This is a genomic window from Hymenobacter mellowenesis (assembly GCF_030581005.1).
Taxonomy (GTDB): domain Bacteria; phylum Bacteroidota; class Bacteroidia; order Cytophagales; family Hymenobacteraceae; genus Hymenobacter; species Hymenobacter mellowenesis.
On sequence record NZ_JAUQSX010000023.1, the window covers coordinates 1 to 21,784 of the forward strand.

Consider the following 21,784-nt stretch of genomic DNA (forward strand, 5'->3'; position numbering starts at 1 on the left):
TCCGAACAGAGCCGTTAAGCCCCGGTGCGCCTATGGTACTGCCTTCACCGGTGGGAGAGTCGGTCGCCGCCAACCTTTTCAACAGGAATGCCCCATCCCGCTTTCACCAGCAGGTTGGGGCATTTTGCTTTTGTAATAGTTGATAATGAAGGGATTGAATAGGTGTTTCGATTAATTCTCGAAGTATTCGATAGACAGTATTTTTGTCGGAAGATTTTAAAACACGCGCATTGTGCAAGTTTCACCAGCACGTTATAGTCGCAGTATTGATTGGCTGACGGTGCTGCTGTATGTGGGACTGGTTGGTATTGGATGGGTTTGTATTTATGCGTCTAGCTATTCACCGGATGCTCCTGCAAATCCATTAACTAGCTTGAGTTTTGACAAGCTGATGGCGTTTAACTGGTTTAAGCAGTTGCTGTGGATTGCGACTGCCGTGGTGTTAGTAGTGGTTTTGCTGGTTGTGGATTACAAGGCTTACGACACGCTGGCGTATGCCTTGTACGGGGGAATGATTCTGCTTTTGATTGTGACGATGTTGGTGGCCCGACCGATTGCGGGGTCGCGTTCGTGGCTGGAGCTGGGGCCGGTTCGGTTGCAACCGGCCGAGTTTGCGAAGTTTACGACTGCGCTGGCGGCTTCCCGCTTCATGTCAAGCATTAACCTGCGCTATCAGGACTGGCGTGACCAACTGGTGCTGGCTGGAATTACGCTCCTGCCCCCTCTGCTTATTGTTGCCTCTAATGAATCGGGGCAGGCGCTGGTGTTTGGGGCCTTGCTGCTGGCCTATTTCCGGGAGGGCATGTCGCCGTTGATATTGTTGCTGATGGCAGCAGCTGGAATTATTCTCCTCGCTGCATTGCTGGTGCCGAAGGTGTGGCTGATGGTGGCGGTTACACTTATACTGGTGACGGTATTGGCTTTGAACCGGCGGGTGCTACGGCACCATTTGCCGTTGGCAGTGGGCGTGTGGCTGGTGGTGATTGGGATGGTGGTGGGGATGGACTTCTTCTATAATAAAGTATTGCAGCCGCACCAGCGGCAGCGGATTGAGATATTAATTAATCCTTCGGCTGACCCTTTGGGAAAAGGCTGGAATGTGACACAGAGCAAAATTGCTATTGGGTCGGGCGGACTGGTGGGGAAGGGGTTTTTGCAGGGTACTCAAACCAAATTTGATTTTGTGCCGGAACAGAGCACGGATTTTATTTTCTGTACGGTAGGGGAGGAGTTTGGCTGGTTGGGCAGCCTAGTGATTCTGGGGTTGTACCTGACCTTGCTTTGGCGCATTGTTTACGTGGCAGAGCGGCAGAAATCGGTGTTTGGGCGCACGTATGGCTATTGCGTGGCCAGTGTGCTCTTTTTGCACGTGACGGTGAACGTAGGCATGACCATTGGGCTGGCGCCGGTGGTGGGCATTCCGCTGCCGTTCTTCAGCTATGGCGGGTCGTCGTTGTGGTCGTTTACTATTTTGCTGTTTAGCCTACTGGCCATTGATGCTTACCGGAAGCAGGACCTGGTGCGCTGACGCGGAATAAGCAGCTAAGCAGTAGCAAGACGGCGCCAGTGGGTGAAAGACAACGCCAAGAGCGCGCAGAAAGCCGGGGCAAAAAGGTAGCCCATGCGGCCAAGGTCGCCGGAGAGGAGCATGTGGATGGCAACAACAGCGGCCAATCCTAATTCAGGAAACCCAAGGGCCGCGAAAACTGATGGTTGGGGTATGATGCGATTTCGCCGCTGCAGCCAGAATGCGAGTGGGGGAATCAGGGCGAGGAAGCCGAAAATGCTGAGGAGTTCTCCCAGGCCCTTGGGAGAGGCGACGCGGCGGAGGGAATAGATGATGTTGTGGAAATGCTCAAAGGCGTTCGAAACGGATTGGTCGGCAGCGGCTCCAAGACGGGCATCGACCCACCAATGCACTGACAGGAGCGCGGCCAGTCCCAGCGCCAGGGCCAGTAGCTGCCGGGGCCATGGCAGGATAGGGCGACTGAACCAAATCAGCCACGGCAACAGAAATACGAAAGACTCTTTCGCCAAAGGCCCAAAAAGGAGGGCCAGTACCAGGGGCCAACCGCCGCCAGCGCCCCGTCGGATGGCGTAGTAGCCCCAGCTCACTACCAACAGGTATAGGCTGTCGGTGAGAGGCAGGCCGGCTCCGTAAACCGCCCAGCGGCTGGTGAGGACGGCTAACATGGCCAGGGCGGCGGCTTCGGGTGACGCGCCTGCCTGGCGGGCGGCATTGAACCAGCAGGCGCCGGCGGCGGCCAGCAACAGGCAATTGACCAGGTAAAAGGCGAAGCGCAGCGGCCATAATCCGGCGGGGCGCTGGGGCCACACCCGGCCGTAGACCTGGGCTATTGGCTTGGATATGACAGCGGCGGCGGCGGGAACCAGCACGCGGTAGCGGTGGGTGATACGGGCGCTGTCGAAACGGCCGGCGGCCATACGCAGGTAGCTGCGGGTGTCGGACGAGTGGGAGAAATCGTAGTGGACATACATCGGGTAGGCCAGGTTGGCCAGGGCGGCCACTGCCAGTAGCCACGGCAGCAGCCACCGCCGTAGCCGGGGGCCCAGTAGGGGGGGCGCCGATGTAGGAGCGGTGCTAAGCAAATTTGCGCTCGATGAGCTTCAGCAGCTTGTTGACGTGCTCTTCTTTACGGCTCCAGTCATAGCGCTGCGACAAATCGCCGGTGATGTAGGCGCGGGCGGCTTCGGCCGATGGCAAGGAGTCGAGGTGCTGAATGGCGGCGTGGTAGTCCATGTTTTCGCCGTTAAACAGCTCGTTGATGAAGCTAAAGCGTTGGTTGATGGAAATGGCTTCGCGCAGGGTTTCGACTTTGGGGCCAGGTCGTTCGGCCAGGGAGGGCATCGTGGCGTTGGCGCGCAGGGTTTCGGCTAAGGGGGCCGCGTTGGGCTGGCCGGCGCGCAACTTTTCGTGCAGGGGCACACTCACGGCATCGGTATTGGGCAGGGGCCGGGCAGGAGCCGGCGCGGCGGGTACCGGTGGCTGGCGCGGCGCGGGCGCCGGAGCAGCTACGAAAGTTGGCGGCGCTATGACTGTCGGCTCGGGAACGGGTGGCGCGGCACTGGCAACCGGTGGTGCCGCAACCGCGGGCGCAGCTTGGGTAGGAACAGCAACAGGTGCGGGAGGAGCCGGAGTAGCGTTAGCAACCGAAACTGGGCCGTCTTCGAGCAGGTCGGCCGTGGTGAGGGGCAGCAGAGCGCTGAGCTCGGCCACGAGGCGCTGCATGGGCTGGTGGGCCTTGTAGTTGGCCGCGTGGTAGAGCTCGAAGCGGTGCGTGAGGAAGTCGCGGCTAAGGTCTTTGCTGTCGGGCAGGCTGTCGAGAAAGCCGGCGTAGAAGGGCTTATCCACGTCGATGTAGCGCAGACTTTCGCGCAGGCCGGCGAGCGTGGGGTGTTCCGTGGTGCCCAGCAGGAGCCGTTGGAAGCTGTCGGCCGGGTCGGCCACCAGACCGAGGGTATCGGCAGCGGCCTGGGCCAGGAGCGGCTCGTAGGCGGCGCGGCCGAGGCTAATGTGGCGCGACAGCACGTTCATGAACTGCGTGAGGGCCGCTTGCACGGGAGCAGCTTCAAAATCGAAATAAGGGCTGCGCAGACGGGCCGTTTCGGCTTGCCATTGGCCCAGCAGCTGGCGCACCACCAGCAGGTTGAGCTGGCGCACGGGCGTGAATTTGAGCACGGCCGCGCCATCGAGCGGCGGCGTGGAGGCAGCAGTAAAATACTGGTCGCAGAGCCGGGCGGCCAGGCGGCGGCCGTATTGGGCGCACTTGGCAAGGCTATATTTGTCGTTCATTAGAAAGGCCGGGTTTCGGTGGCCGAAGTTAGGCACAAATGCCCCTCTTAACGATTGAAAACTTGCCCGGCGCACCCGTAGAGGTGCCCCCCGGCGCCACTTTGCTGGCCGCCCTGCAAGCCGCCGGCCACGACTGGATGCACGCCTGCGGGGCCAAAGGCCGTTGCACCACCTGCCGCCTGCAAGTGAGCAGCGGCCTCGAAAACCTGACGCCGCCCACCGACGCTGAGCTGCGCTACCGTACCGCCGGCCGGCTACTGCCCCACGAGCGGCTCACCTGCCAAACGCGGCTGCCGGCCGGGGAGGTAACGGCCCGCGTGCCCGAAGCCACCCAACTGCCGCACGTGCGCTACCTCGCCGATGGCCAATAGCCTGCGCATCAAGCCCACCACCCGGCATTGGCACCTCTATCAAAAGCGGCCATATCGCACCGCGAGCCTCAGCCTGAGCCAGGTTGCCAAACGGGTGACTCTGCTGATAATGGGGGCGGTGGTAGTGGCGCTGCTGGGGCCATTTGTGCCGTCGCACCGCTTGGGAACTCACCTGCCCGCTACTATGGAAGAATACCTGGTGCAACTGCTGCCGTGCAGCCTGATTGCGCTGCTGCTGGCCGTGGCGGCGGGCTACGAATACATTGGCAAGCCCCTGAAAAACCAGCGGCTGGGCTACCGGCGGGTTGGGCAGTTTGTGGTACGCGGCAAACAGCAGCTGCTGGGCTCGGCCTGGCTGGAGCTGCCGCCCGACGACACGCACCGCGTGGGCGTGCCCGAGGCGGTTTTTAAGGCTATTCAAAAGGGCGACACGGTGGAAGTGGTGTACTCGGCCACCGAAGACTTTGTCAGCGTCCACAAAATAAACCCGCCGGCCGCAAGGGCCTGAGTGCGAGTAACCGGCCCCAAAAGAATTGGTTTTGGGCTTGAGCCAAGCCGGCGCGGGGCGTACTTTAGAGGTTCCGTACGGGGAATGTTGCCCCGTTCGCTCACTTGTTTTTCTCCGCTTGTGTTTATTGAACCCCGCGTTGGCAACCGCCACAATGCCCCCCGCCGGGGCTGGATTGAAGTGGTGTGCGGCTCCATGTTCTCGGGCAAAACCGAAGAGCTGATTCGCCGCCTCACCCGCGCCCGCATTGCGCGGCAGCAGGTCGAAATCTTCAAGCCCGCCCTCGACACCCGCTACCACGCCGAAGACGTGGTGAGCCACAACGCCGCCCGCATCCGCTCCACGCCGGTGGCCGTGCCCTCCGAAATCCTGCTCCTGGCCGCCGGCTCCGACGTGGTGGGCATCGACGAAGGCCAGTTCTTTGACGACTCGCTGGTGGACGTGTGCGAGCAGCTGGCCAACAACGGCACCCGCGTCATCGTGGCCGGGCTCGATATGGACTACCTCGGCCGCCCCTTTGGCCCCATGCCGGCCCTGCTGGCCACGGCCGAATTCGTAACTAAAGTACACGCCGTGTGCGTGTGCTGCGGCGAAATTGCTTCGTATTCCTACCGCATTGTGGCCAGCGAAAGCCAGGTGCTGCTCGGCGAAACCGACTCGTACGAGGCGCGGTGCCGGCCCTGCTTTCTGGGCGGCATGCAGGTGGGCCGGCCGGCCCAGGAGGTGCGCTCCACGGCCGCGCACTAAATCGGCGGGCCCGGCGTTGGCGTTGGGAAGAAGCCGGCCCACCGCTTCGGTTTTTACATTCGAGTTCTGCTGCGCGTATGACCCATTTTTTCCGTTGTTTGCTTGGCCTCACCGGGCTGTTTTTACTGAGTGGCTCGGTCCGCGCTCAAGGCGTGGGCTACGGCGACTGGCAGCTGCATTTGCCCACTAACGGCCCCGTGCGCCTGGCCGATACCGGCGACCGGATATACGTGGCCACGGAGCAGCGAGCGTTTTATTTTTTGGATAAGCAACAGAACACCACCCAGGTGCTTTCGCGCCGCGACGGCCTCAACGGGGTGGGCGTGACCGCCTTGGCGTATGATTCGGTGACGCGGCAAACGGTGCTGGCCTACAACGATACCAACATCGACGTGCTGCAGCCCAACGGCAAGGTGCGCAACATCAACGATGTGCTCCGCAAGGTGTCGCAGGGGGCCATTCAGGCCGGCAACAACCCCGTCAACCGGGTGTCGATAGGAGCAGGAAAAGCCTACATCAGCACCAGCTTTGGCTTGGTGGCCCTGGACCTGACCAAGCTGGAAATCAGCGACACGTACTCCAACATCGGGCCGGGCGGCACCGTGGTCAATGTGTACGACGCGGCGGCGGCCAACGGCTTTCTGTTTGCGGCCACGTCGGTGGGCTTGCTGCGCGGGTCGCTGTCGCAAAACCTGCTCGACTACCGCAACTGGACGCTCTACCTGCCGGTGCCCACCAGCACGCAGCAGATTGTCTACCGTTTTTTGGCCGTAGACGGCGGCCAGGTTTACGCGGCTGTCGGAAGCGGGGGCAATCATGTGTACAAGTTTGTAGCGGGCAGCCCTACGCCGTGGCAGCAGGTGCCCGGCACCTACACGGGCCAGTTCCGGAGCCTGCGGGGCACCGGGGCGGGCTTGATTATGATGGATGACGACTATGGGGTGCGGCGCCTCAACCGGAGCACGGGCGTGGTCACCACCGAGGTGCCACCCATCCCAGGCACGTCTACCCAGGATGCAGTGCGTTCGCGCGATGGCTACTACTACGTTGCCAACCTGGCGAACGGGCTGTCGCGGGTAGCGCCCGGGGCGGGCAAAACACCGGAGTATTTTCAGGCCAATGGGCCTCAAAACACTGCTTCCTTCAGCATTCTGGCCGATGCCCGCTCCAATAAGGTCGATGTGTTTTCGGGCGGCTACGCCGAGCGGTATGGTCCGAACGATACCAAGGGCGGCTTCTATGAGTTCTTCAATGGCCAATGGACCAACATAACGTCCCAAACGCTGCCTAGCAGCGCTTACCCCAACCCGGCCCGGCCCGTGCGGGGCGCGCGCACGCCCGATGGCACGCTGTACGTGGGCCATTTTGGCGGCGGGCTGCTGGAGTGGAAAGGCGCCAGTAGCTTCCGGGTTTTCAGGTCGGGCACGCCCGTCGGCACCCCCTTGCTAAGCACCAATGGCGACGCGAACCGGACAGACGTAACCGACCTGGCGGCCACGCCCGAAGGCAAAGTGTGGGTGGTGAACCGGCATTTGCAGGCGGGCAATTCCGGCTTGTTCCTCTTCGACCCCGCGGCCACGACCTGGCAGCCGATTCCGTTCACGTTTGGTTTTGATGTGCTGGAACGCATTGCCCTGGACGACCTCGGCAACCCATGGGTTTCGGTGTCGCGCAAAACCGACGCCAGCAGCGTGGGTGGGCCCGCCATCGGCCTCTACGCCGTCGACGCCACCGGCGCCAACCCGCCGCGCCTCTTCAACACCTCCTCGGGCCTGCCCGATAACCAGATTTACGAACTGGCCAAAGACCGGCGCGGCTACATCTGGGCCGCTACCATCAAAGGGGTGGCCTATTTCCGCGAGCCGGAGGGGCCATTTGCTACCAATCAGGGCTTCACCCAGCCTTTCGTGACAAAAGGGGAGGGCACCGGCTACAATGCCCTGTATAGCGAGGCCGTGCGCTGCATGGCCGTGGACGGCGCCGACCGCAAGTGGTTCGGCACCGACCGGGGCCTGTGGCTCTTCAACGCCGACGCCACCGAGGCCCTGCTCCATTTCACCACCGCCAACAGCCCCCTGCCGTCCGACCGCATTGTGGACGTGAAGGTGAACGACAAAACCGGCGAAGTGTGGGTGGCCACCGAAGCCGGCGTGGTAGCCTACCGCGGCTCGGCCACCGTCACGGAAGGCTCGCCCAATTGCACGGCCGTATTCCCCAACCCCGTGCGGCCCGATTTTGCGGGCACCGTGGGCATCACCGGCCTCACCAACAATGCGCTGGTCAAAATCACCGACGTGGCGGGCCACCTCGTGTATGCCACCACGGCTAACGGCGGCACCGTGACCTGGAACATGACCAATCCCAACGGCGAGCGGGTGCGCTCCGGCGTTTACCTGGTGCTGTCGACCGACGCCGATGGCAAAAATGGCTGCGTGAGCAAAGTGGCCGTACTCAGTAAATAATGGAAGAATGTGCTGATGTGAATAATGTGAGAGTGGATGCGAGGTAAAACCTAAACGTAGGCAGGCGCAACAGCCTGCTGCGAAGGTTAGCAACACTTTCGTCCTTCTCACATTCTGCACATTTTCACATTAAAGACATATGCTAATCAAGACACGAGGCATCGTCCTCAGCTACCTCAAATACCGCGAAACCAGCATCATTGCGCGCGTCTACACCGAGCGGCTGGGCGTGCAAACCTATGTGGTGAACGGCGTGCGCAAAGCCAAGCCGCCTGGGCGCATTGCCCTGTTTCAGCCCTTCACCCTGCTCGAATTGGTGGCTTACGTGGCGCGGGGCAGTAGCGGCCTCACCCGGCTATCGGAATTCCGGTGCGCCGAGCCGTTCCAGAGCCTGCCCTACGAGGTGCAGAAAAGCAGCGTGGCGCTGTTCCTGTCCGAAGTGGTGGGCCGCGCCGTGCGCGAGGAAGAGCAGAACGAGCCGCTGTTCCAGTTCCTGCACGACTCCATTCTGGATTTTGACCGGCAAACCACGGGTACCGAAAACTTTGCGCTGGTTTTCCTGCTGCAACTGGCCACGTACCTAGGCTTTGGCGTGAGCAGCGGGGGTGAGCTGACCGACCAGGTTATCATGGCCGGCCACGCGCCGGTGGCGCCGGGCGCTACCGGCCCGGCTACCCTGCGGCTGCGGGAGTTCGAGGGCTATTTTGATGAGCTACTGCGCGACCCCGCCACCAGCACCATTCCCAACGGCCGTGTGCGGCACGAGCTGCTGAACGTGCTTATTCGCTACTATCAGCTGCACATCGAACAGTTGGGCGAAATCCGTTCGCTGGACATTCTGTCGCAGGTTTTGAACTAAGCCATTGCTTGAGCGAATCAAAAAAGGCCATGCACTGCATGGCCTTTTTTGATTGAGTTGAACAGTTGCGGAACTGTTTCTACTGGAAATCCACCAGCTCAACTTCGAAACGGAGCACGGCGTTGGCCGGAATGTCGGCCCCGGCGCCGCGGCTGCCATACGCCAGCGGCGACGGGATGAGCAGCACGGCCTTGGTGCCCTTGTTGAGCATGGCAATGCCCTGGTCCCAGCCCGGAATCACCTGGCCCACACCCAGCGGGAAGGCAATGGGCTCGTTGCCGTGCTTGGCCGAAGAATCGAACTCCTTGCCCGTGGTGAGCACCGTGCCGCGGTAGAGCACGCGCACCGTCTGGCCCTTTTTGGGGGTGGGGCCGGTGCCCAGCTTCTTGATGATGTAGTAGGTGCCACCGGCAGTTTTACGGGCCGTGGCATTGTTTTTCTTCAGGTAGGCCTGAATGATGGCCACGTCCTTGGCCGTCTGGCCCGCCGAGTTGGCCGCTTCCTTTTTGGCCATGTCGGCCTGCATTTTTTCGTGGCGGGCCGTCATTTCGGCCATGCTCACCAGTTCCTGGGCGCTGGCCAGCACTACCAGCGTGTTGCCGCTCTTGCGCAGAAACGGCGGCACCGCCTGCCGGAATGTATTGGCAAACACCGTATCGGCCTGGAAGCGGAACACGGCGCTATCGCCGGGCAGCAACAGGCCCAGGGCTTCTTCGAGGCCGCCGCGGGTGGGCTGGGCAGGCAGCTGCACCGGCTGCGGTGTGGGCTGCATGGCCCGCGATTTCATCACCACCGAGTCGCGCCCGGTGCGGAATTCCATGAAAACCGTCAGAATCTGGCCAGCGCGGCTGGCGTAGGGCGCGTCGCTGGGGGCCAAGGCACGGGGCTGGTAGCGGCCGCTGGCGTCTTTGCGGAAAAGCCGGTATTCGGTGCCCGTGGGCAGGCGCGAAAACTCGCCCCCCGAGGTTTGGGCCGCGGCGGAATGGCCGAGGAAAAGCAGGCCGAAGCCCAGCGCAAGCAGAACAGAACGCATCAAAAACGAAAAGTAGGCTGAAGCAGCCGTTAAAGGGAAAATGGGGGCAAGCACAGAATCAGTCCACAATTCCAAAGCAATATCACCGCACGCTCATCACTTGGAGCTCGAAGGTTAAATCGGTGCCCGGCGGAATGAGAAACCGGGAGTCATCGTCGGGGTGGCGCACGCCTTTGGCCCCGTAGGCTAGGGCCGCCGGTATCAGAACACGGAGGCGGGAACCGGCCGGCACCAGCGGCATCAGCTCGTCCCAGCCCGCAATGGCCTCGTGCCGCCCCACCCGAAAGCGAAACGCCGAGCCCCAGGCCTGGGTGGCGTCGAAAGCGCGGCCATCGGGCAGGAAGCCCGTGTAGCGCACGGCCACGCGGCTGCCCGGCACCCCCAGCGGCCCCGTGCCCCGCTCCCGAAACGCGTAGCGCACCCCGTTGGGGGTGCGCTGGAAGACGAGGTGCGTCGTGTCGGCGCCTTCGACGGGGGCGCTAGGGGCCATGGGCACGGCCGGCTTGGCGGTGGTCTGGGCACTCGCGGCGGTGGTTGCCAGCAGCAGCGCCATCCCCAATCCTGCGCAATTGCTCAGAAAGCCCCGGTTACTCATGCTGATTCACTTAAAAAACGTCGAGAATTTCCACATCGAACATCAGCGCCGAGTCTGTTGGAATGAGTATCTCGCCTGTTTGGGTATTCTGGGAGCCCGTCGGACCATATGCCAGGCGCGAAGGCACCAGCAGGAGCTTGCGGTCGCCCTTGCGCATCAGCAGCAGGCCTTCGTTGAAGCCGGGAATATTGCCGCTGCCGCCCGTGAAGACCACGCAGCCGCATTGGGTTTTGTTGTCGGCTGAGTTATCGAAAATAGTGCCCTGCGGGAACTTGGGGTTGCCGTATGAAGCCGGGTAGCCCGACGACTCCGGGTGGGCGCCGTTGCTAAGGAACCGGCCCACATACTTGAGCTGCACCTGCGCGCCCTTGGTCACCTGTGCGCCCGTGCCGTTGGTTATCGGCACCAGGTACAGGCCCGAGCTGGTGCGCGTGGCGCTGCTCAGCAGGTTGTTGCGTCTCAGATAGCTCTGAATGGTATCCTCGTCAATGGCCCGCATTTGGGTGTCGTGTTCGGTCAGCTGCTTCTGGTAGATGCTTTGGGAGTTGCAGCTCCACAGGGCCGGGGCCGCCAGCAGCAGGAAAACCCCCAGCACCCAATGGCGCGAACGGAGCAGAAGATTATTCATGGCAAGGATAAAAAAAGATTCCGGCCAACGGAGCCCGGGCAGCTGTGCCGCGTTGCCCGTTGGCCGGAAATTATCAGTATTAAGTAGTCAGTATTGAGTAGCAAGAGAGAGGATGAGGTGCAATGCAGTCGCAACTACATTTTCGTCTCACTACTCAATACTGACTACTTAATACTGATAATGATTATTGGAAGTCAACAAGTTCCACCTCGAAGCGCAGGGGCGAGTCGGCCGGAATGTCGGTGCCAGCGCCGCGCGTGCCGTAGGCCAGCGACGAAGGGATGAGCAGAATGGCTTTGCTGCCCTTGTTGAGCAGGGCAATGCCTTCGTCCCAGCCCGGAATCACCTGGCCCATGCCGAGGGGAAAATCAATCGGCTTGCCCATTTTGTCGGACGAGTCGAACAGCTTGCCGCTGAGCAGCGTGCCGTTGTAGTTCACGCTCACCATCTGGCCGGTGGTGGGCTTGGCGCCCGTGCCCGGCTTCAGCACCTGGTAGTAGATGCCCGAGGGCGTTTTCTGCATCGTCAGGTTGTTTTTCTTGATGTATTCCTGCAGCACGGCGTCGTCCTTTTTCAGCTGGGCTTGCACGGCGGGCTCGGCCAGGGCTTTGGCCTGGGCATCTTTCTGGGCCTGCAGTTGCTTCTGGAACGTAGGGTCGGCCATGCGCTTCTTCATCTGGGCCATCATCGAACGCTTCTGCAACTCGGGCTGGAGGGCCTGGGCTTCCGTTTCGGTGAGGAGCTTGGGCGTGGTGGCCACGTACATCACAATCACGTTGCCGCCTTTCTTGATGAACGGAGGCGCGGGCTGGCCCATTTTGGGCTTGAACAGCGAGTCGGCCTGGAAGCGGAACACACCGCTGTCGCCGGGCTGGAGCAGGGCAATGGCCTCGTCGGGCGCGCCCTTTTGCTTGAGCTCTTTTAGGGGCAGGGGCACGGCCATGCCCACGTCGCGCAGGCTGTTTTGCCACACCGAGTCTTTGCCGGTGCGCACCTGCACGTTGCCCAGCATCACCTTGTTGAGGCGGTCTTTGTAGGTGGGGTCGCCGTCGGCGTTCACGTCGTTGCGACGCTCGTAGCCGTTGCCGACTTTTTTGTAAATCTTGTACTCGATGCCGGACTTGGTTTTGGCAAATTCACCGCTGTCTTTGTTACAAGCCGTGAGCGAAGCGAAGCCCAGCAGGCCGGCCGCCAGGGCCAGCTGCCGCGCGGAGCGGGAGGAAAAACGCATGAAAATAAAAGAAGTGAAGAATCAGAAACGGTTCAAAGTTACGCCACCGGCGGCGCTACGGCGGCGGGCACGCCCGTTAATTGTTCCTTGTACTCGGGCAGGATGCCCAGGAAGCGCTCCACGGTTGCATCCAAGTTGTCGTAGCTGATGCCGCCGGCGGCGTTGTGGTGCCCGCCCCCGTCGAAATGACGGCGCGAAAAGTCGCTCACCGAGAAGCTGCCCACCGAGCGGAATGAAATTTTAACGGCCACGCCGCGGTCAATAAACACGGCCGCGAACTTGATGCCCTCAATGCTCAGGGCGTAGTTCACGAGGCCTTCGGTGTCGCCGGTTTTGCTCTGGTACTCACGCAGCTCGGCCTGCGTGATGGCGATGTAGGCGGTGTTGAATTCGCGGTTCACCACCAGCTTGTCCTTCAGCACGAAGCCCAAGAAGCGCAGCCGGATTTCGGAATGCGAGTCGTAGATGAGCCGGTGCACCTTCGAGAGGTCGATGTTCACCTTCAGCAGCTCGGCGATGATGAGGTGCACGTTGCGCGAAGTGCTGGGGTGGCGAAACGAGCCCGTATCGGTCATGATGCCCGCGTAAAGGGCCTCGCCGATGCCTTTGGTGATGAGGTCCTGGTCGCCCAGGTCGCGGATGATTTCGAAAATCAGCTCGGCCGTCGCGGCGGCCGAAGGCGTCGAGAAAACGATGTCGGCAAAGTTCTCGGGCTCCTGGTGGTGGTCGACGAGCACCTTCACGCCCTGAGCCTGGCGCACGTACTCGCCCAGCTCGTTGATGCGGCCCAGGCAGCTGAAATCGAGGCAGCAGATGACCTCGGCGCGGTTCACGAGGTCGCGCACCTGGCGGTCGTTCTGGCGGCGGTCGTATATCACCACTTCGTCGTTGCCCTCCATCCAGTTCAGGAACGCCGGGTAGTCCGACGGCGTGACCACCGTCACGTGGTGGCCCTTTTGCTTGAGGTAGCCGGCCCAGGCCAGCGACGAGCCCAGCGCGTCGGCGTCGGGCTTGTGGTGGGTAGTGATGACAATCTGCTTGGGCTGCGCCAGCAACGCTTGCAGAGCGGAAATTGAACTAGACATCGACAACGTGAATGGCCCGGAGTCAGAAAAAAAGAACTGAGGGCCGGTGGCTTACAAATAATTGGGCCGGCAAAAGTCGGAAGAAATCTTTTCTTAACAGTGAAGTCCGGTCAGAAGGTTCTGGCAAACCGGACGAGAGCCCCAACAAACCGGACGAACGAAATGGTCCATTTTTACCCATCATTGTCTTTTCAATGGTGGCAAAAATGAATCGTTGGTTGTCGAAGGGTCAGGTTGCCCAGCCCCGATGGGTGGCGCCAGTCCTGTTGCTAGGGCTTCTCCTGGCACTCAACGGCTGGTTATACGCCGGTTTTCTGGGTTTGTATCCGTCGTTCAACCACGCCTGGGCGCAGGCCGACTGGCTGGCCATTGCCCTGCAGTTTCGGGCGCGGGGCTACGATTTTTTTCATCCCGCTACCTTCAACCTGCTCACCACCGACGGCGTGACCGGGGCTGGCTTCCCGTTGCCGGCCTACGTGTCGGCGTTGCTCATGGGCCTTGTGGGCCGCGACGCGCCGGGCCTGATGCGGGGCGTGACGCTGGCCGCCAGCCTGGGCGGGCTGCTGGCGCTGTTCGGGCTGGTGCGCCGGGCCAGCGGCTCGGCCTGGAAGGGCGCGGGGGCGGCGCTGTTTGCGTTTTTCAGCCCCATCTACGTTTTTTATCAGGCCAATTTTTTGCCGTCGGTGCCGGCATTCGCGGCGGTGCTGGTCGGGTATTATTGCTTTTATCGAGCCCTGCAGCCGGGAACATCTGGCCCGCCCCGGGGCTGGCTGGCTACGGCCGTGGCGTGGCTGGCGCTGGCGGCGGCTATGCGGACGCCCTTTGCGCTGCCGCTGCTCTGCACGCTAGGGCATCTGGTAGTGCTGCGCCAAAAGCGCACGGCGGCCGGGCTGGGCTGGCGAGCTGTGGTGGCATTTTACGGCGCCGCTTTCCTGTTATTAACAGCTGTTTTCCTGTATAACGAGCACCTGAGCCGCGTCTATCAGGGTTCGATGTTTCTGGCGAGGCCCCGGGCTTTCGCCTCGTGGGCGGAGTTTGTGAGCGTGACGCAAACCGTGCGCGAATACTGGCTGTGGAACATCTTGAGCAAGCCCCAATGGCTGCTCCTGTTCCTCGTGGTGGCAACAGTAGCGGGGCAGCAAGGCCGCCTCCTGCGGCGCAGTGAGTGGCTGGGGCATTGGCTGGCGCTGGCCGCCGGGGCAGTGGCCTATTATGGCCTGATGGGGCCGTTGTTTGCCATTCACGACTACTATCTGCTCGATAGCTTTTTTCTGCCGCTGGTGCTGGCATTCGCAGGATGCCTGGCAGTTTGGCGGGTTCCGGAAGGCCAAACCGCCCGTCTGGCCACGGCCGCCGCCGTGCTGCTGCTGAGTGGAGCCGCCATCTGGAAAGCCCAGGCCGAGCAGCACCGGCGCACCACGCCCCCGCCCACCGACAAGAGTGTACTCACCCGAGACAATTTCCTGAACAGCGCGCGCTGGCTCGACTCATTGGGCGTGCCGCGCACCGCCAAGTTGCTCGTGCTCGACGCCTACTCCTACAACCTGCCGCTGCTGCTGGCCCAGCGCCGCGGCTGGACTCTGCTGCAAAACCGCAACTCGCCCGAGAATCTGACGCCCGAGAACCTAGCCCGCGCCCTCGCCATGCTGCCGGCTGACTATGTGGTGACGCAAAACGCGACCTTCGAACAGGAGGTAGCGCGCGTTTACCCGGCAATTCGGCAGCGCCTGCAACTCGTGGCGGATAATGGCCGCCTGAGCCTCTGGCGCATCCGTCGTGGGCCATTGAAGGCTTATTAGCGCCCTCTAGCGTGGCCGCAAAGCAGAAAAACCACTGATGCTTAATCTTCCGGTTGGGCGCGGCCCGCCGATTGTGGTAGTTTTGTGCCTTCAAATCTTTATTTCAAATTCTGAATTCTCCCCCAATGGCCACCAACCGCACTTTCACGATGATTAAGCCCGACGCCGTCCAGGAAAACCACATCGGTGGTATCCTGAGCATGATTGAGGCCGGCGGCTTCCGCATCGTGGAACTCCAGAAAATCAACCTCAGCGCCGAGCGTGCCGGCCAGTTCTACGCCGTGCACGCCGAGCGTCCATTCTACAACGACTTGGTGAAGTACATGTCGAGCGGCCCCATCGTAGCCGCCATCCTTGAGAAGGAGAACGCCGTGGCCGACTTCCGCACCCTCATCGGCGCCACCAACCCGGCCAACGCCGAAGAAGGCACCATCCGGAAGAAGTACGCCAAAAGCATCGAAGCCAACGCCGTACACGGCTCCGACTCCGACGAAAACGCCCAGATTGAAGGCGATTTCTTCTTCGGCTCGAAGTAATTCGTAACTTAACTACTTGAAAAAGCCCGCCTTGCATTGCGCAGGGCGGGCTTTTTCTTTGTGCCAAATACTGACTTTTTTTATACCAATCTTGTATTGTTGAGCTTGAAATCAGCGGTTGAAGCCAATGCGGCCGGCGGTTTTGCTCTCGCTCACGAAGTCGGCTTTGTCGCGGTTGTAGAGGTCGGCTAGGGAGGTGGGCTCGGTGATGGGCTCGGTTTGACCCATGGCCGTGGCCAGGGCCTGGGCTTTTTCCACGGTAAGGGGCTCGAAGCGGTAGGAGGCAATGAGGCGGCCCTTGCGCAGCAGGGCTTTGTCGATGCGCGCCAGCTCGGCATTGAAGGTGCAGACAATCTGGATGTGGAAACCATCGGAGAGCAGGCCGTCGGACAGATTCAGTAGGTTGCTGACGGCGTTGCCGCCGGGGCCGTCGCGCTTCGAGAGCAGCTCCTCGGCATCTTCGATGAGCAGGATGGAATTGGTGTTGTCGTGCAGCAGGTTGATGAATTCGGGGTCGGCGATGCGGGCGGCCAGGTTGGGCGGAATGGAGAGCTTGGGCTTGTCGGTGAGGCCGCAGAGGTGGCGGATGTAGCTGGTTTTGCCGGTGCCGGGCGGGCCGTGCAGGATGACGATGCCTTTTTCTTCGGGCTGCTGCAGGCGGCGCAGGATGGTTTCGTGGGCCGGCAGCAGGTCGTCGTTGTAGTGCGTGGCCAGGTCGAGGGCCGGGATTTTGATGGGCAGCGGCGTAAATTCCAGGTCGTTGAAGGCTAGGCGCAGCACCTGAATGCGCTGGTGCTCCAGCTGCCCGGTTTCGAGGTGGCTGGTCAGCAGGGCGCGCAGCTCGGCCAGGAGCGTGGCATCGGCCTGCGGCGAATAGAGGAGCTGGGCCGTGCGGTCGCCGTAGGGGCCGCGGTCGAAGAAGCAGAGCAGCAGGTGGGGCGCCAGGTTGAGGGCGTAATGGCCGATTTCCGGCCCTTTGCCCACTTTTTCGATGTAGACGGAGTGGGCTACGGTGGCGGCCTCCACGTCGTGCGTTTCGGCCAGTTTGGCCACCACCTGCTGGCGGGCCTGTGATTCGGCCAGCTGGTAGATTTCGCGGCGCGGCAACACCCCAAAGGCGTTGTAGAACCAGGCGTTGGCCTGAAAATAAGCGTCGGTGTCGAAGCTGAGCGCCAGGTCGGGCGCGGCCGCCGAAGGCTTGGAGGAATTCATACGCGGGAAATGAAGGGCAACCCGCTACGTCTGGTAGCGCCTGCTGTCAGCTGGCCAGCGTAGGCGAAAGGTACGAATCCTGGCAGGCGAAAATTAAGTTCTTGGCGCCAACTGTTATTTAACCTGAAACGCATGCTAACAGACCCGCCCGGTAGCGCGACTTAGAAGCGGTTTGAAGTTGGCCGAATCTGTGAACCTGTGCCCCGAAGCTGTGCTTCGGCCGGACGAAACCTGAACGAGTGCCTCGGGTGAAAACCTGACGCGAGCCGAAGCACAGCTTCGGGGTACACGTGCTGGCACGTTCCAATAAACTCAAACGGCTTCTTAGCAGCCCAGCCGCTGGCTCTGCATTAACGGCACAAAAAAGCCCCGCGTTTGGCGAGGCTTTTTCACATAAGCTGCTTGAGCGGCGGCCCGGTCTGGCTAGGCTTGCTCCACGGAGAGCAGGCCTTCGGGGTGCGATTCTTCGACCGGCTGCGTGGTGTGCTTGTGCTTGAAAATAAACACAAACAGCAACGCAATGGCCAGCGAGTAGCCCGCAAACGTGAGCCAGATGCTGTGCCAGTCTTTGTTGCCAGCCGCATCAGTGAAGTATTGCTGGATAATGAGGCCGCTGAGCGAGCTGCCCAGCACGGCCCCAAAGCCGTTGGTCATCATCATAAACAAGCCCTGCGCGCTGGCCCGGATGCTGGGCTGCGTCTGGGTTTCGACGAACAGCGAGCCCGAAATGTTGAAGAAGTCGAAGGCCATGCCGTACACGATGCACGAGAGGACAATCATCCAGAGGCCTTCGCCGGGATTGCCGTAGGCAAACAGGCCGAAGCGCAACACCCAAGCAATCATGCTGAAGAGCATCACCTGCTTGATGCCGAAGCGGCGCAGGAAGAAAGGAATGGCGAGGATGAACAGCGTCTCGGAAATCTGCGAGATGGACATGATGATGGCCGGATGCTTTACCGAGAAGGTGTCCTTATAGGCCGGGTTCTGGTCGAAATCGTGCAGGAAGGTGTCGCCGTAGGCATTGGTGAGCTGCAGGGCGGCGCCCAGTAGCAGCGCAAACAGGAAGAAGGTGAGCATCTTGCGGTCGCGCAGAATGGCGAACGACTTGAGGCCCAGGATTTCGGCCAGGTTCTGGCTGGAGGTGTTGGCCGACTGGGGCGGGCAGGCGGGCAGCGTGAACGAGTAGATGCCCAGCAGAATGGCCGCGCCGGCCGCTACGTAGAACTGGCTGGCCGACTTCTCGAAGCCCAGCAAGCTCACCGTCCACATAGCTACGATGAAGCCGATGGTGCCCCACACGCGGATGGGCGGGTAGTCCTTCACCACATCAAGCCCCTGCCGCTTCAGGATGGAATACGACACGGCGATGGACAGCGCCAGCGTGGGCATGTAGAAAATCATGTTCAGCAGGATAACCCAGAAGAACGTGCCGGGGGCCGTCACCTGCGGGATGGCGCACAGCACGAGGCCGCCCAGGATGTGCAGGATACCATAGAGCTTCTCCGCGTTCACATACTTGTCGGCCACAATGCCCATGAGCGAGGGCATGAAGATGGACGCAATGCCCATGGTGGAGAAAATGGCGCCAAACTGCGCGCCGGACCAATGCTTCGTTTGAAACCAATACGCGCCGATGGTTATCAGCCACGAGCCCCAGATGAAAAACTGGAGGAAGCTCAGGATGGTCAGGCGCAGCTTTGTGTTGTTCATGCGGGGAACTAACTGGAGAGGGTGGGATGGGGCAAAAGCAAGCGCGGCGCACGGGCCACAGCCGTCAAAGATAAATAAAAAAGCCCCTGCGAAGCGCCCGGTGAGGGGCGGGCTTCGCAGGGGCTTTCGGGCCGTTGGGGACGGGGTTCAAACAGGGGTAATCAAAGCCAGCCCGTCATGCAGAGCGCAGCGAAGCATCTTTACCTCGATAGTAATTGATTGCGTTGCGCGGTAAAGATGCTTCGCTGCGCTCTGCATGACAACCGTTTTTTCTACACGATTACCAGGTTACGCCTCGTAGGCGGGCGAGAACGTGCCGGCGGGCTGGCCGTCGGCGGTGGGGTAGTCGGTGTAGCCGTCGGCGAAACCATTGGGGCCGGGGGCGTAGAAGGTGGCCTGGTCGGCCTCAGCCAAGGGCTGGCCGGCTTGCAGGCGCTCCACGAGGTCGGGGTTGGAGATGTAGGCGGTGCCAAAGGCGATGAAGGCGGCGCGGCCGGCGAGGTCGGCTTCGGTGCGGGCCAGGTCGCGGTAGCCCCCGTTGTAGATGACGGGGCCGGTGTAAGCGGCGTGGATGCTGTCCAATATGGCGGCCGGGATGCGGCCCGTGCCCACGAGGTGCACGTACACCACGCCGATTTTTTGCAGTTCGGCGGCCAGGTAGGCGTAGGTTTCGGCCGTTTCGGGATATTCGGCCATGTCGTTGAAGGTGCTGCCCGGCGAGAGGCGCACGCCGGTGCGGTCGGCCCCGATTTCGGCGGCGATGGCGCGGGTGACGTCGAGCAGGAACCGGGCGCGGTTCTGCACGCTGCCGCCGTATTCGTCGGTGCGCTGGTTGCTGTTCGGGTTCAGGAACTGTTCGGGCAGGTAGCCGTTGGCGCCGTGCACTTCCACGCCGTCGAAGCCGGCTTCCAAGGCCAGCTTGGCGCTTTGGGCGTACTGCTGTACAACTTCGGCTACTTCGGCGGTGGTGAGGGCGCGGGGCGCGGGCTGGTCCTGCATCTGCTGCTGGTCGGTCCACATCTGGCCTTTGGCGGCGATGGCCGAGGGGGCGACGCCTTCGGCACCCTCGGGCAGGTTGAGGGGGTGGAACACGCGGCCGGCGTGCATGAGCTGAATGAAAATGTGGCCGCCGTGGTGGTGTACGGTTTCGGTGACGCGCTGCCAGTTGGTGGCTTGCTCCGGCGTGAACAGGCCGGGAATGCGGGCGTAGCCTAGGCCATCGGCCGAGGGCGACACGCCTTCTGAGATGATGAGGCCGGCGGTGGCGCGCTGGCGGTAGTACTCGGCCATCAGCTCGTTGGCTTCGTTGCCCAGGGCGCGGCTGCGCGTCATGGGGGCCATTACGATGCGGTTGGTGAGGGTGAGCGGGCCGAGTTGGGCGGGCTCAAAGGCTTTGCTTGACATGAGGTCGAATGAAGTGGCGTCGTGCGTGAGTCGCCGGGTTGGTTGAAACGCGGTGATAAAGCAGGTACGTACACGAATTGTTTTCGACTGGCTTTCGCCCCGGCAAAATTCCGGTTTCCTGGAAGCTGAGCCGCTCTCGAAAATTGATGCTATTCGGTATTTCAGGGCCTTGCTTGGGAATGCGTTTCCGGAATTCAGGCAATCGCATCAGGCGGCTTTAGCAGCTTAAGAAGCTGGTTTGGGGAAAATAAGGAAGTGGTTTGACCAAAGCGGGAATACATTTACTACCTGTCCTTACTCATGGCATTTTAATTTAATGGTTGACTTACGCCACTTGCAGCCACTGATTGTCCCCGCCGAATATGTTCAACTCGGTAACTGGGACTTGCCTCACTTGCCACTGCCAAACCCGGCATTTCTGCTAACGTGGGTCGAATTCGGAGAGGGTTTAATTTACCTGACCCGCGATGAATATTCAGAATTGGAGCTTGCATCGCCGCAATGGCAGCAACACGCCTTGGACAATGTGCGGCAGACGCAGTGGTTTCACCAACAGAGCAAGGAATCAGAAGCAGGCGAATTGGAATGGATTGCGTTTGTGAATGACGAGGACACCTGCAGTTCCAGTAAAATATTATTACAGGTGGAGTTGAAGCGCATTTTCCCGCAAGGCTACTTGATTGGTCTGCCAGACCGGGCTTGTGCGCTAGCCGTTTCGACGCAATGCACCGAGGATGCCTTAATGCAAGTGCAGGAATTGATTGCGCAAATGCACGCCTCTGCTACAACTCCCATGTCCCCACTGCTACATCCTTCCACTGACTTCCAGGTACCAGAGGCATGGGCAGCTCCGCTGACGGGTGACCCTACTTCCGCAGCCATTCTCGCCCTATTCGATGTTTGATAACAAAAACTGGTTGCTCGTCCAGCAAAAAGACCTCCCACCCTACACCAAAAAAGGCCAGCCTCCAACCGGAGACGGGCCTTTTGAGCAACATCGCTAAGTGAGAAACTACGCGGCGTAGGCCTCGGCGTAGCGCTTGTTCACTTCATCCCAGTTGATGAGGTTGAAGAAGGCGGCGATGTAGTCGGGGCGGCGGTTCTGATACTTGAGGTAGTAGGCGTGCTCCCACACGTCGAGGCCGAGGATAGGCGTGCCTTTGCAGCCCGAATCCGGCATCAGCGGGTTGTCCTGGTTGGGGGTGGAGCAGATTTGCACCGAGCCGTCGGCCTGCTTGCACAGCCACGCCCAGCCCGAGCCGAAGCGCGTGGTGGCGGCTTTGGTGAATTCTTCCTTGAACTTGTCGAAGGTGCCGAAAGCCTTGGTGATGGCTTCGCCTACCGCGCCGGTGGGCTGCCCGCCGCCGTTGGGCGACAGGATGTTCCACCACAGGGAGTGGTTGTAGTGGCCGCCGCCGTTGTTGCGCACGGCCGCCGGGGCCTTGGCAATGTTGTGCAGGATTTCTTCGATGGACTGGTTTTCCATCTCGGTGCCGGCGATGGCCGCGTTCAGGTTGGTCACATAAGCCTGGTGGTGCTTGCTGTGGTGGATTTCCATGGTTTGCGCGTCAAACGTAGGTTCGAGCGCATCGTAGGAATAGGGGAGTTTCGGGAGTTCGAAAGCCATAAGTGAAAAGCGTTTGGGTGGTGAAGAGTTCGGGTGGTGACGGTGCTAAAACAGCCGCTGCCGTGCATGGTTACGGCTGTCGTTCACTTAAGGCCAAAAGTATGGCATTGCCATTGAATTACGAAAGAGCCCGACGCCCGGGCCCGGGAAAGCAGGCGGGCAG

At 61.1% G+C, this 21,784-nt stretch carries 20 protein-coding genes; 9 read left to right on the top strand and 11 right to left on the bottom strand.

Going from position 1 to position 21,784, the window contains the following annotated elements; all coding sequences use genetic code 11:
* Positions 1 to 232: 232 nt before the first annotated feature.
* Positions 233 to 1,528: a rod shape-determining protein RodA gene (gene rodA, locus Q5H92_RS25995; protein ID WP_305014500.1), complete on the top strand. Its 1,296-nt coding sequence runs from the start codon at positions 233 to 235 to the stop codon at positions 1,526 to 1,528.
* A gap of 14 nt (positions 1,529 to 1,542) precedes the next feature.
* On the opposite strand, the gene Q5H92_RS26000 is transcribed toward rodA, so the two are convergent.
* Both Q5H92_RS26000 and Q5H92_RS26005 read right to left on the bottom strand, forming a co-directional pair.
* On the bottom strand, positions 1,543 to 2,529 hold the full coding sequence (locus Q5H92_RS26000; protein WP_305014501.1) for a hypothetical protein: 987 nt from the start codon (positions 2,527 to 2,529) through the stop codon (positions 1,543 to 1,545).
* A 73-nt stretch (positions 2,530 to 2,602) separates the two neighbouring features.
* Positions 2,603 to 3,814, bottom strand: a complete 1,212-nt coding sequence (locus tag Q5H92_RS26005; protein WP_305014502.1) for a DUF8457 domain-containing protein — start codon at positions 3,812 to 3,814, stop codon at positions 2,603 to 2,605.
* A 38-nt stretch (positions 3,815 to 3,852) separates the two neighbouring features.
* On the opposite strand from Q5H92_RS26005, the gene Q5H92_RS26010 reads away from it, so the two are divergent.
* The 5 genes from Q5H92_RS26010 (at position 3,853) to recO (ending at position 8,761) form a co-directional block, all read left to right on the top strand.
* The gene (locus tag Q5H92_RS26010; RefSeq protein ID WP_305014503.1) at positions 3,853 to 4,185 is read left to right on the top strand and encodes a 2Fe-2S iron-sulfur cluster-binding protein; all 333 of its coding nucleotides are present in this window, start codon (positions 3,853 to 3,855) and stop codon (positions 4,183 to 4,185) included.
* The gene (locus Q5H92_RS26015; protein WP_305014504.1) at positions 4,175 to 4,693 is read left to right on the top strand and encodes a hypothetical protein; all 519 of its coding nucleotides are present in this window, start codon (positions 4,175 to 4,177) and stop codon (positions 4,691 to 4,693) included. The genes Q5H92_RS26010 and Q5H92_RS26015 overlap by 11 nt, the downstream gene beginning before the upstream one ends.
* Positions 4,694 to 4,813: 120 nt before the next feature.
* Entirely contained in the window at positions 4,814 to 5,440 is a 627-nt protein-coding gene (locus tag Q5H92_RS26020) for a thymidine kinase (RefSeq protein ID WP_305014505.1), read from the top strand.
* A gap of 98 nt (positions 5,441 to 5,538) precedes the next feature.
* Positions 5,539 to 7,902: a type IX secretion system anionic LPS delivery protein PorZ gene (gene porZ, locus Q5H92_RS26025; RefSeq protein ID WP_305014506.1), complete on the top strand. Its 2,364-nt coding sequence runs from the start codon at positions 5,539 to 5,541 to the stop codon at positions 7,900 to 7,902.
* Between the two features lie 139 nt (positions 7,903 to 8,041).
* Positions 8,042 to 8,761 carry a DNA repair protein RecO gene (gene recO, locus Q5H92_RS26030; protein WP_305014507.1) on the top strand — a complete coding sequence of 240 codons (720 nt, stop codon included), beginning with the start codon at positions 8,042 to 8,044 and terminating at the stop codon, positions 8,759 to 8,761.
* A gap of 79 nt (positions 8,762 to 8,840) precedes the next feature.
* Here the strand turns inward: recO and Q5H92_RS26035 are convergent, their stop codons facing one another.
* From Q5H92_RS26035 to Q5H92_RS26055, 5 genes are all read right to left on the bottom strand, one after another.
* The gene (locus tag Q5H92_RS26035; RefSeq protein WP_305014508.1) at positions 8,841 to 9,794 is read right to left on the bottom strand and encodes an FKBP-type peptidyl-prolyl cis-trans isomerase; all 954 of its coding nucleotides are present in this window, start codon (positions 9,792 to 9,794) and stop codon (positions 8,841 to 8,843) included.
* A gap of 82 nt (positions 9,795 to 9,876) precedes the next feature.
* On the bottom strand, positions 9,877 to 10,389 hold the full coding sequence (locus tag Q5H92_RS26040; protein WP_305014509.1) for an FKBP-type peptidyl-prolyl cis-trans isomerase: 513 nt from the start codon (positions 10,387 to 10,389) through the stop codon (positions 9,877 to 9,879).
* Positions 10,390 to 10,399: 10 nt separating this feature from the next.
* Positions 10,400 to 11,017, bottom strand: coding sequence for an FKBP-type peptidyl-prolyl cis-trans isomerase (locus tag Q5H92_RS26045; RefSeq protein ID WP_305014510.1), 618 nt, complete (start codon positions 11,015 to 11,017; stop codon positions 10,400 to 10,402).
* 184 nt (positions 11,018 to 11,201) lie between these two features.
* Positions 11,202 to 12,248: an FKBP-type peptidyl-prolyl cis-trans isomerase gene (locus Q5H92_RS26050; RefSeq protein ID WP_305014511.1), complete on the bottom strand. Its 1,047-nt coding sequence runs from the start codon at positions 12,246 to 12,248 to the stop codon at positions 11,202 to 11,204.
* Between the two features lie 38 nt (positions 12,249 to 12,286).
* Positions 12,287 to 13,333, bottom strand: a complete 1,047-nt coding sequence (locus tag Q5H92_RS26055) for a DHH family phosphoesterase (RefSeq protein ID WP_305014512.1) — start codon at positions 13,331 to 13,333, stop codon at positions 12,287 to 12,289.
* Positions 13,334 to 13,653: 320 nt separating this feature from the next.
* On the opposite strand from Q5H92_RS26055, the gene Q5H92_RS26060 reads away from it, so the two are divergent.
* Together Q5H92_RS26060 and Q5H92_RS26065 are read left to right on the top strand one after the other, a co-directional pair.
* The gene (locus tag Q5H92_RS26060) at positions 13,654 to 15,132 is read left to right on the top strand and encodes a hypothetical protein (RefSeq protein ID WP_305014513.1); all 1,479 of its coding nucleotides are present in this window, start codon (positions 13,654 to 13,656) and stop codon (positions 15,130 to 15,132) included.
* Between the two features lie 125 nt (positions 15,133 to 15,257).
* Positions 15,258 to 15,668 (top strand): nucleoside-diphosphate kinase, encoded by a 411-nt coding sequence (locus tag Q5H92_RS26065; protein ID WP_305014514.1) that lies wholly within the window; start codon positions 15,258 to 15,260, stop codon positions 15,666 to 15,668.
* A gap of 111 nt (positions 15,669 to 15,779) precedes the next feature.
* On the opposite strand, the gene Q5H92_RS26070 is transcribed toward Q5H92_RS26065, so the two are convergent.
* The 3 genes from Q5H92_RS26070 to Q5H92_RS26080 form a co-directional block, all read right to left on the bottom strand.
* Positions 15,780 to 16,880, bottom strand: a complete 1,101-nt coding sequence (locus Q5H92_RS26070; RefSeq protein ID WP_305014515.1) for an AAA family ATPase — start codon at positions 16,878 to 16,880, stop codon at positions 15,780 to 15,782.
* A gap of 423 nt (positions 16,881 to 17,303) precedes the next feature.
* Positions 17,304 to 18,590 carry a nucleoside permease gene (locus Q5H92_RS26075; protein WP_305014516.1) on the bottom strand — a complete coding sequence of 429 codons (1,287 nt, stop codon included), beginning with the start codon at positions 18,588 to 18,590 and terminating at the stop codon, positions 17,304 to 17,306.
* Positions 18,591 to 18,878: 288 nt separating this feature from the next.
* On the bottom strand, positions 18,879 to 19,994 hold the full coding sequence (locus tag Q5H92_RS26080) for an alkene reductase (RefSeq protein ID WP_305014517.1): 1,116 nt from the start codon (positions 19,992 to 19,994) through the stop codon (positions 18,879 to 18,881).
* 316 nt (positions 19,995 to 20,310) lie between these two features.
* Between Q5H92_RS26080 and Q5H92_RS26085 the strand changes: the two genes are divergently transcribed.
* Positions 20,311 to 20,898 (top strand): hypothetical protein, encoded by a 588-nt coding sequence (locus Q5H92_RS26085; RefSeq protein WP_305014518.1) that lies wholly within the window; start codon positions 20,311 to 20,313, stop codon positions 20,896 to 20,898.
* Positions 20,899 to 21,006: 108 nt separating this feature from the next.
* Here Q5H92_RS26085 and Q5H92_RS26090 read toward each other — a convergent pair whose 3' ends face one another.
* Positions 21,007 to 21,621 (bottom strand): superoxide dismutase, encoded by a 615-nt coding sequence (locus tag Q5H92_RS26090; protein ID WP_305014519.1) that lies wholly within the window; start codon positions 21,619 to 21,621, stop codon positions 21,007 to 21,009.
* Positions 21,622 to 21,784 lie beyond the last annotated feature (163 nt).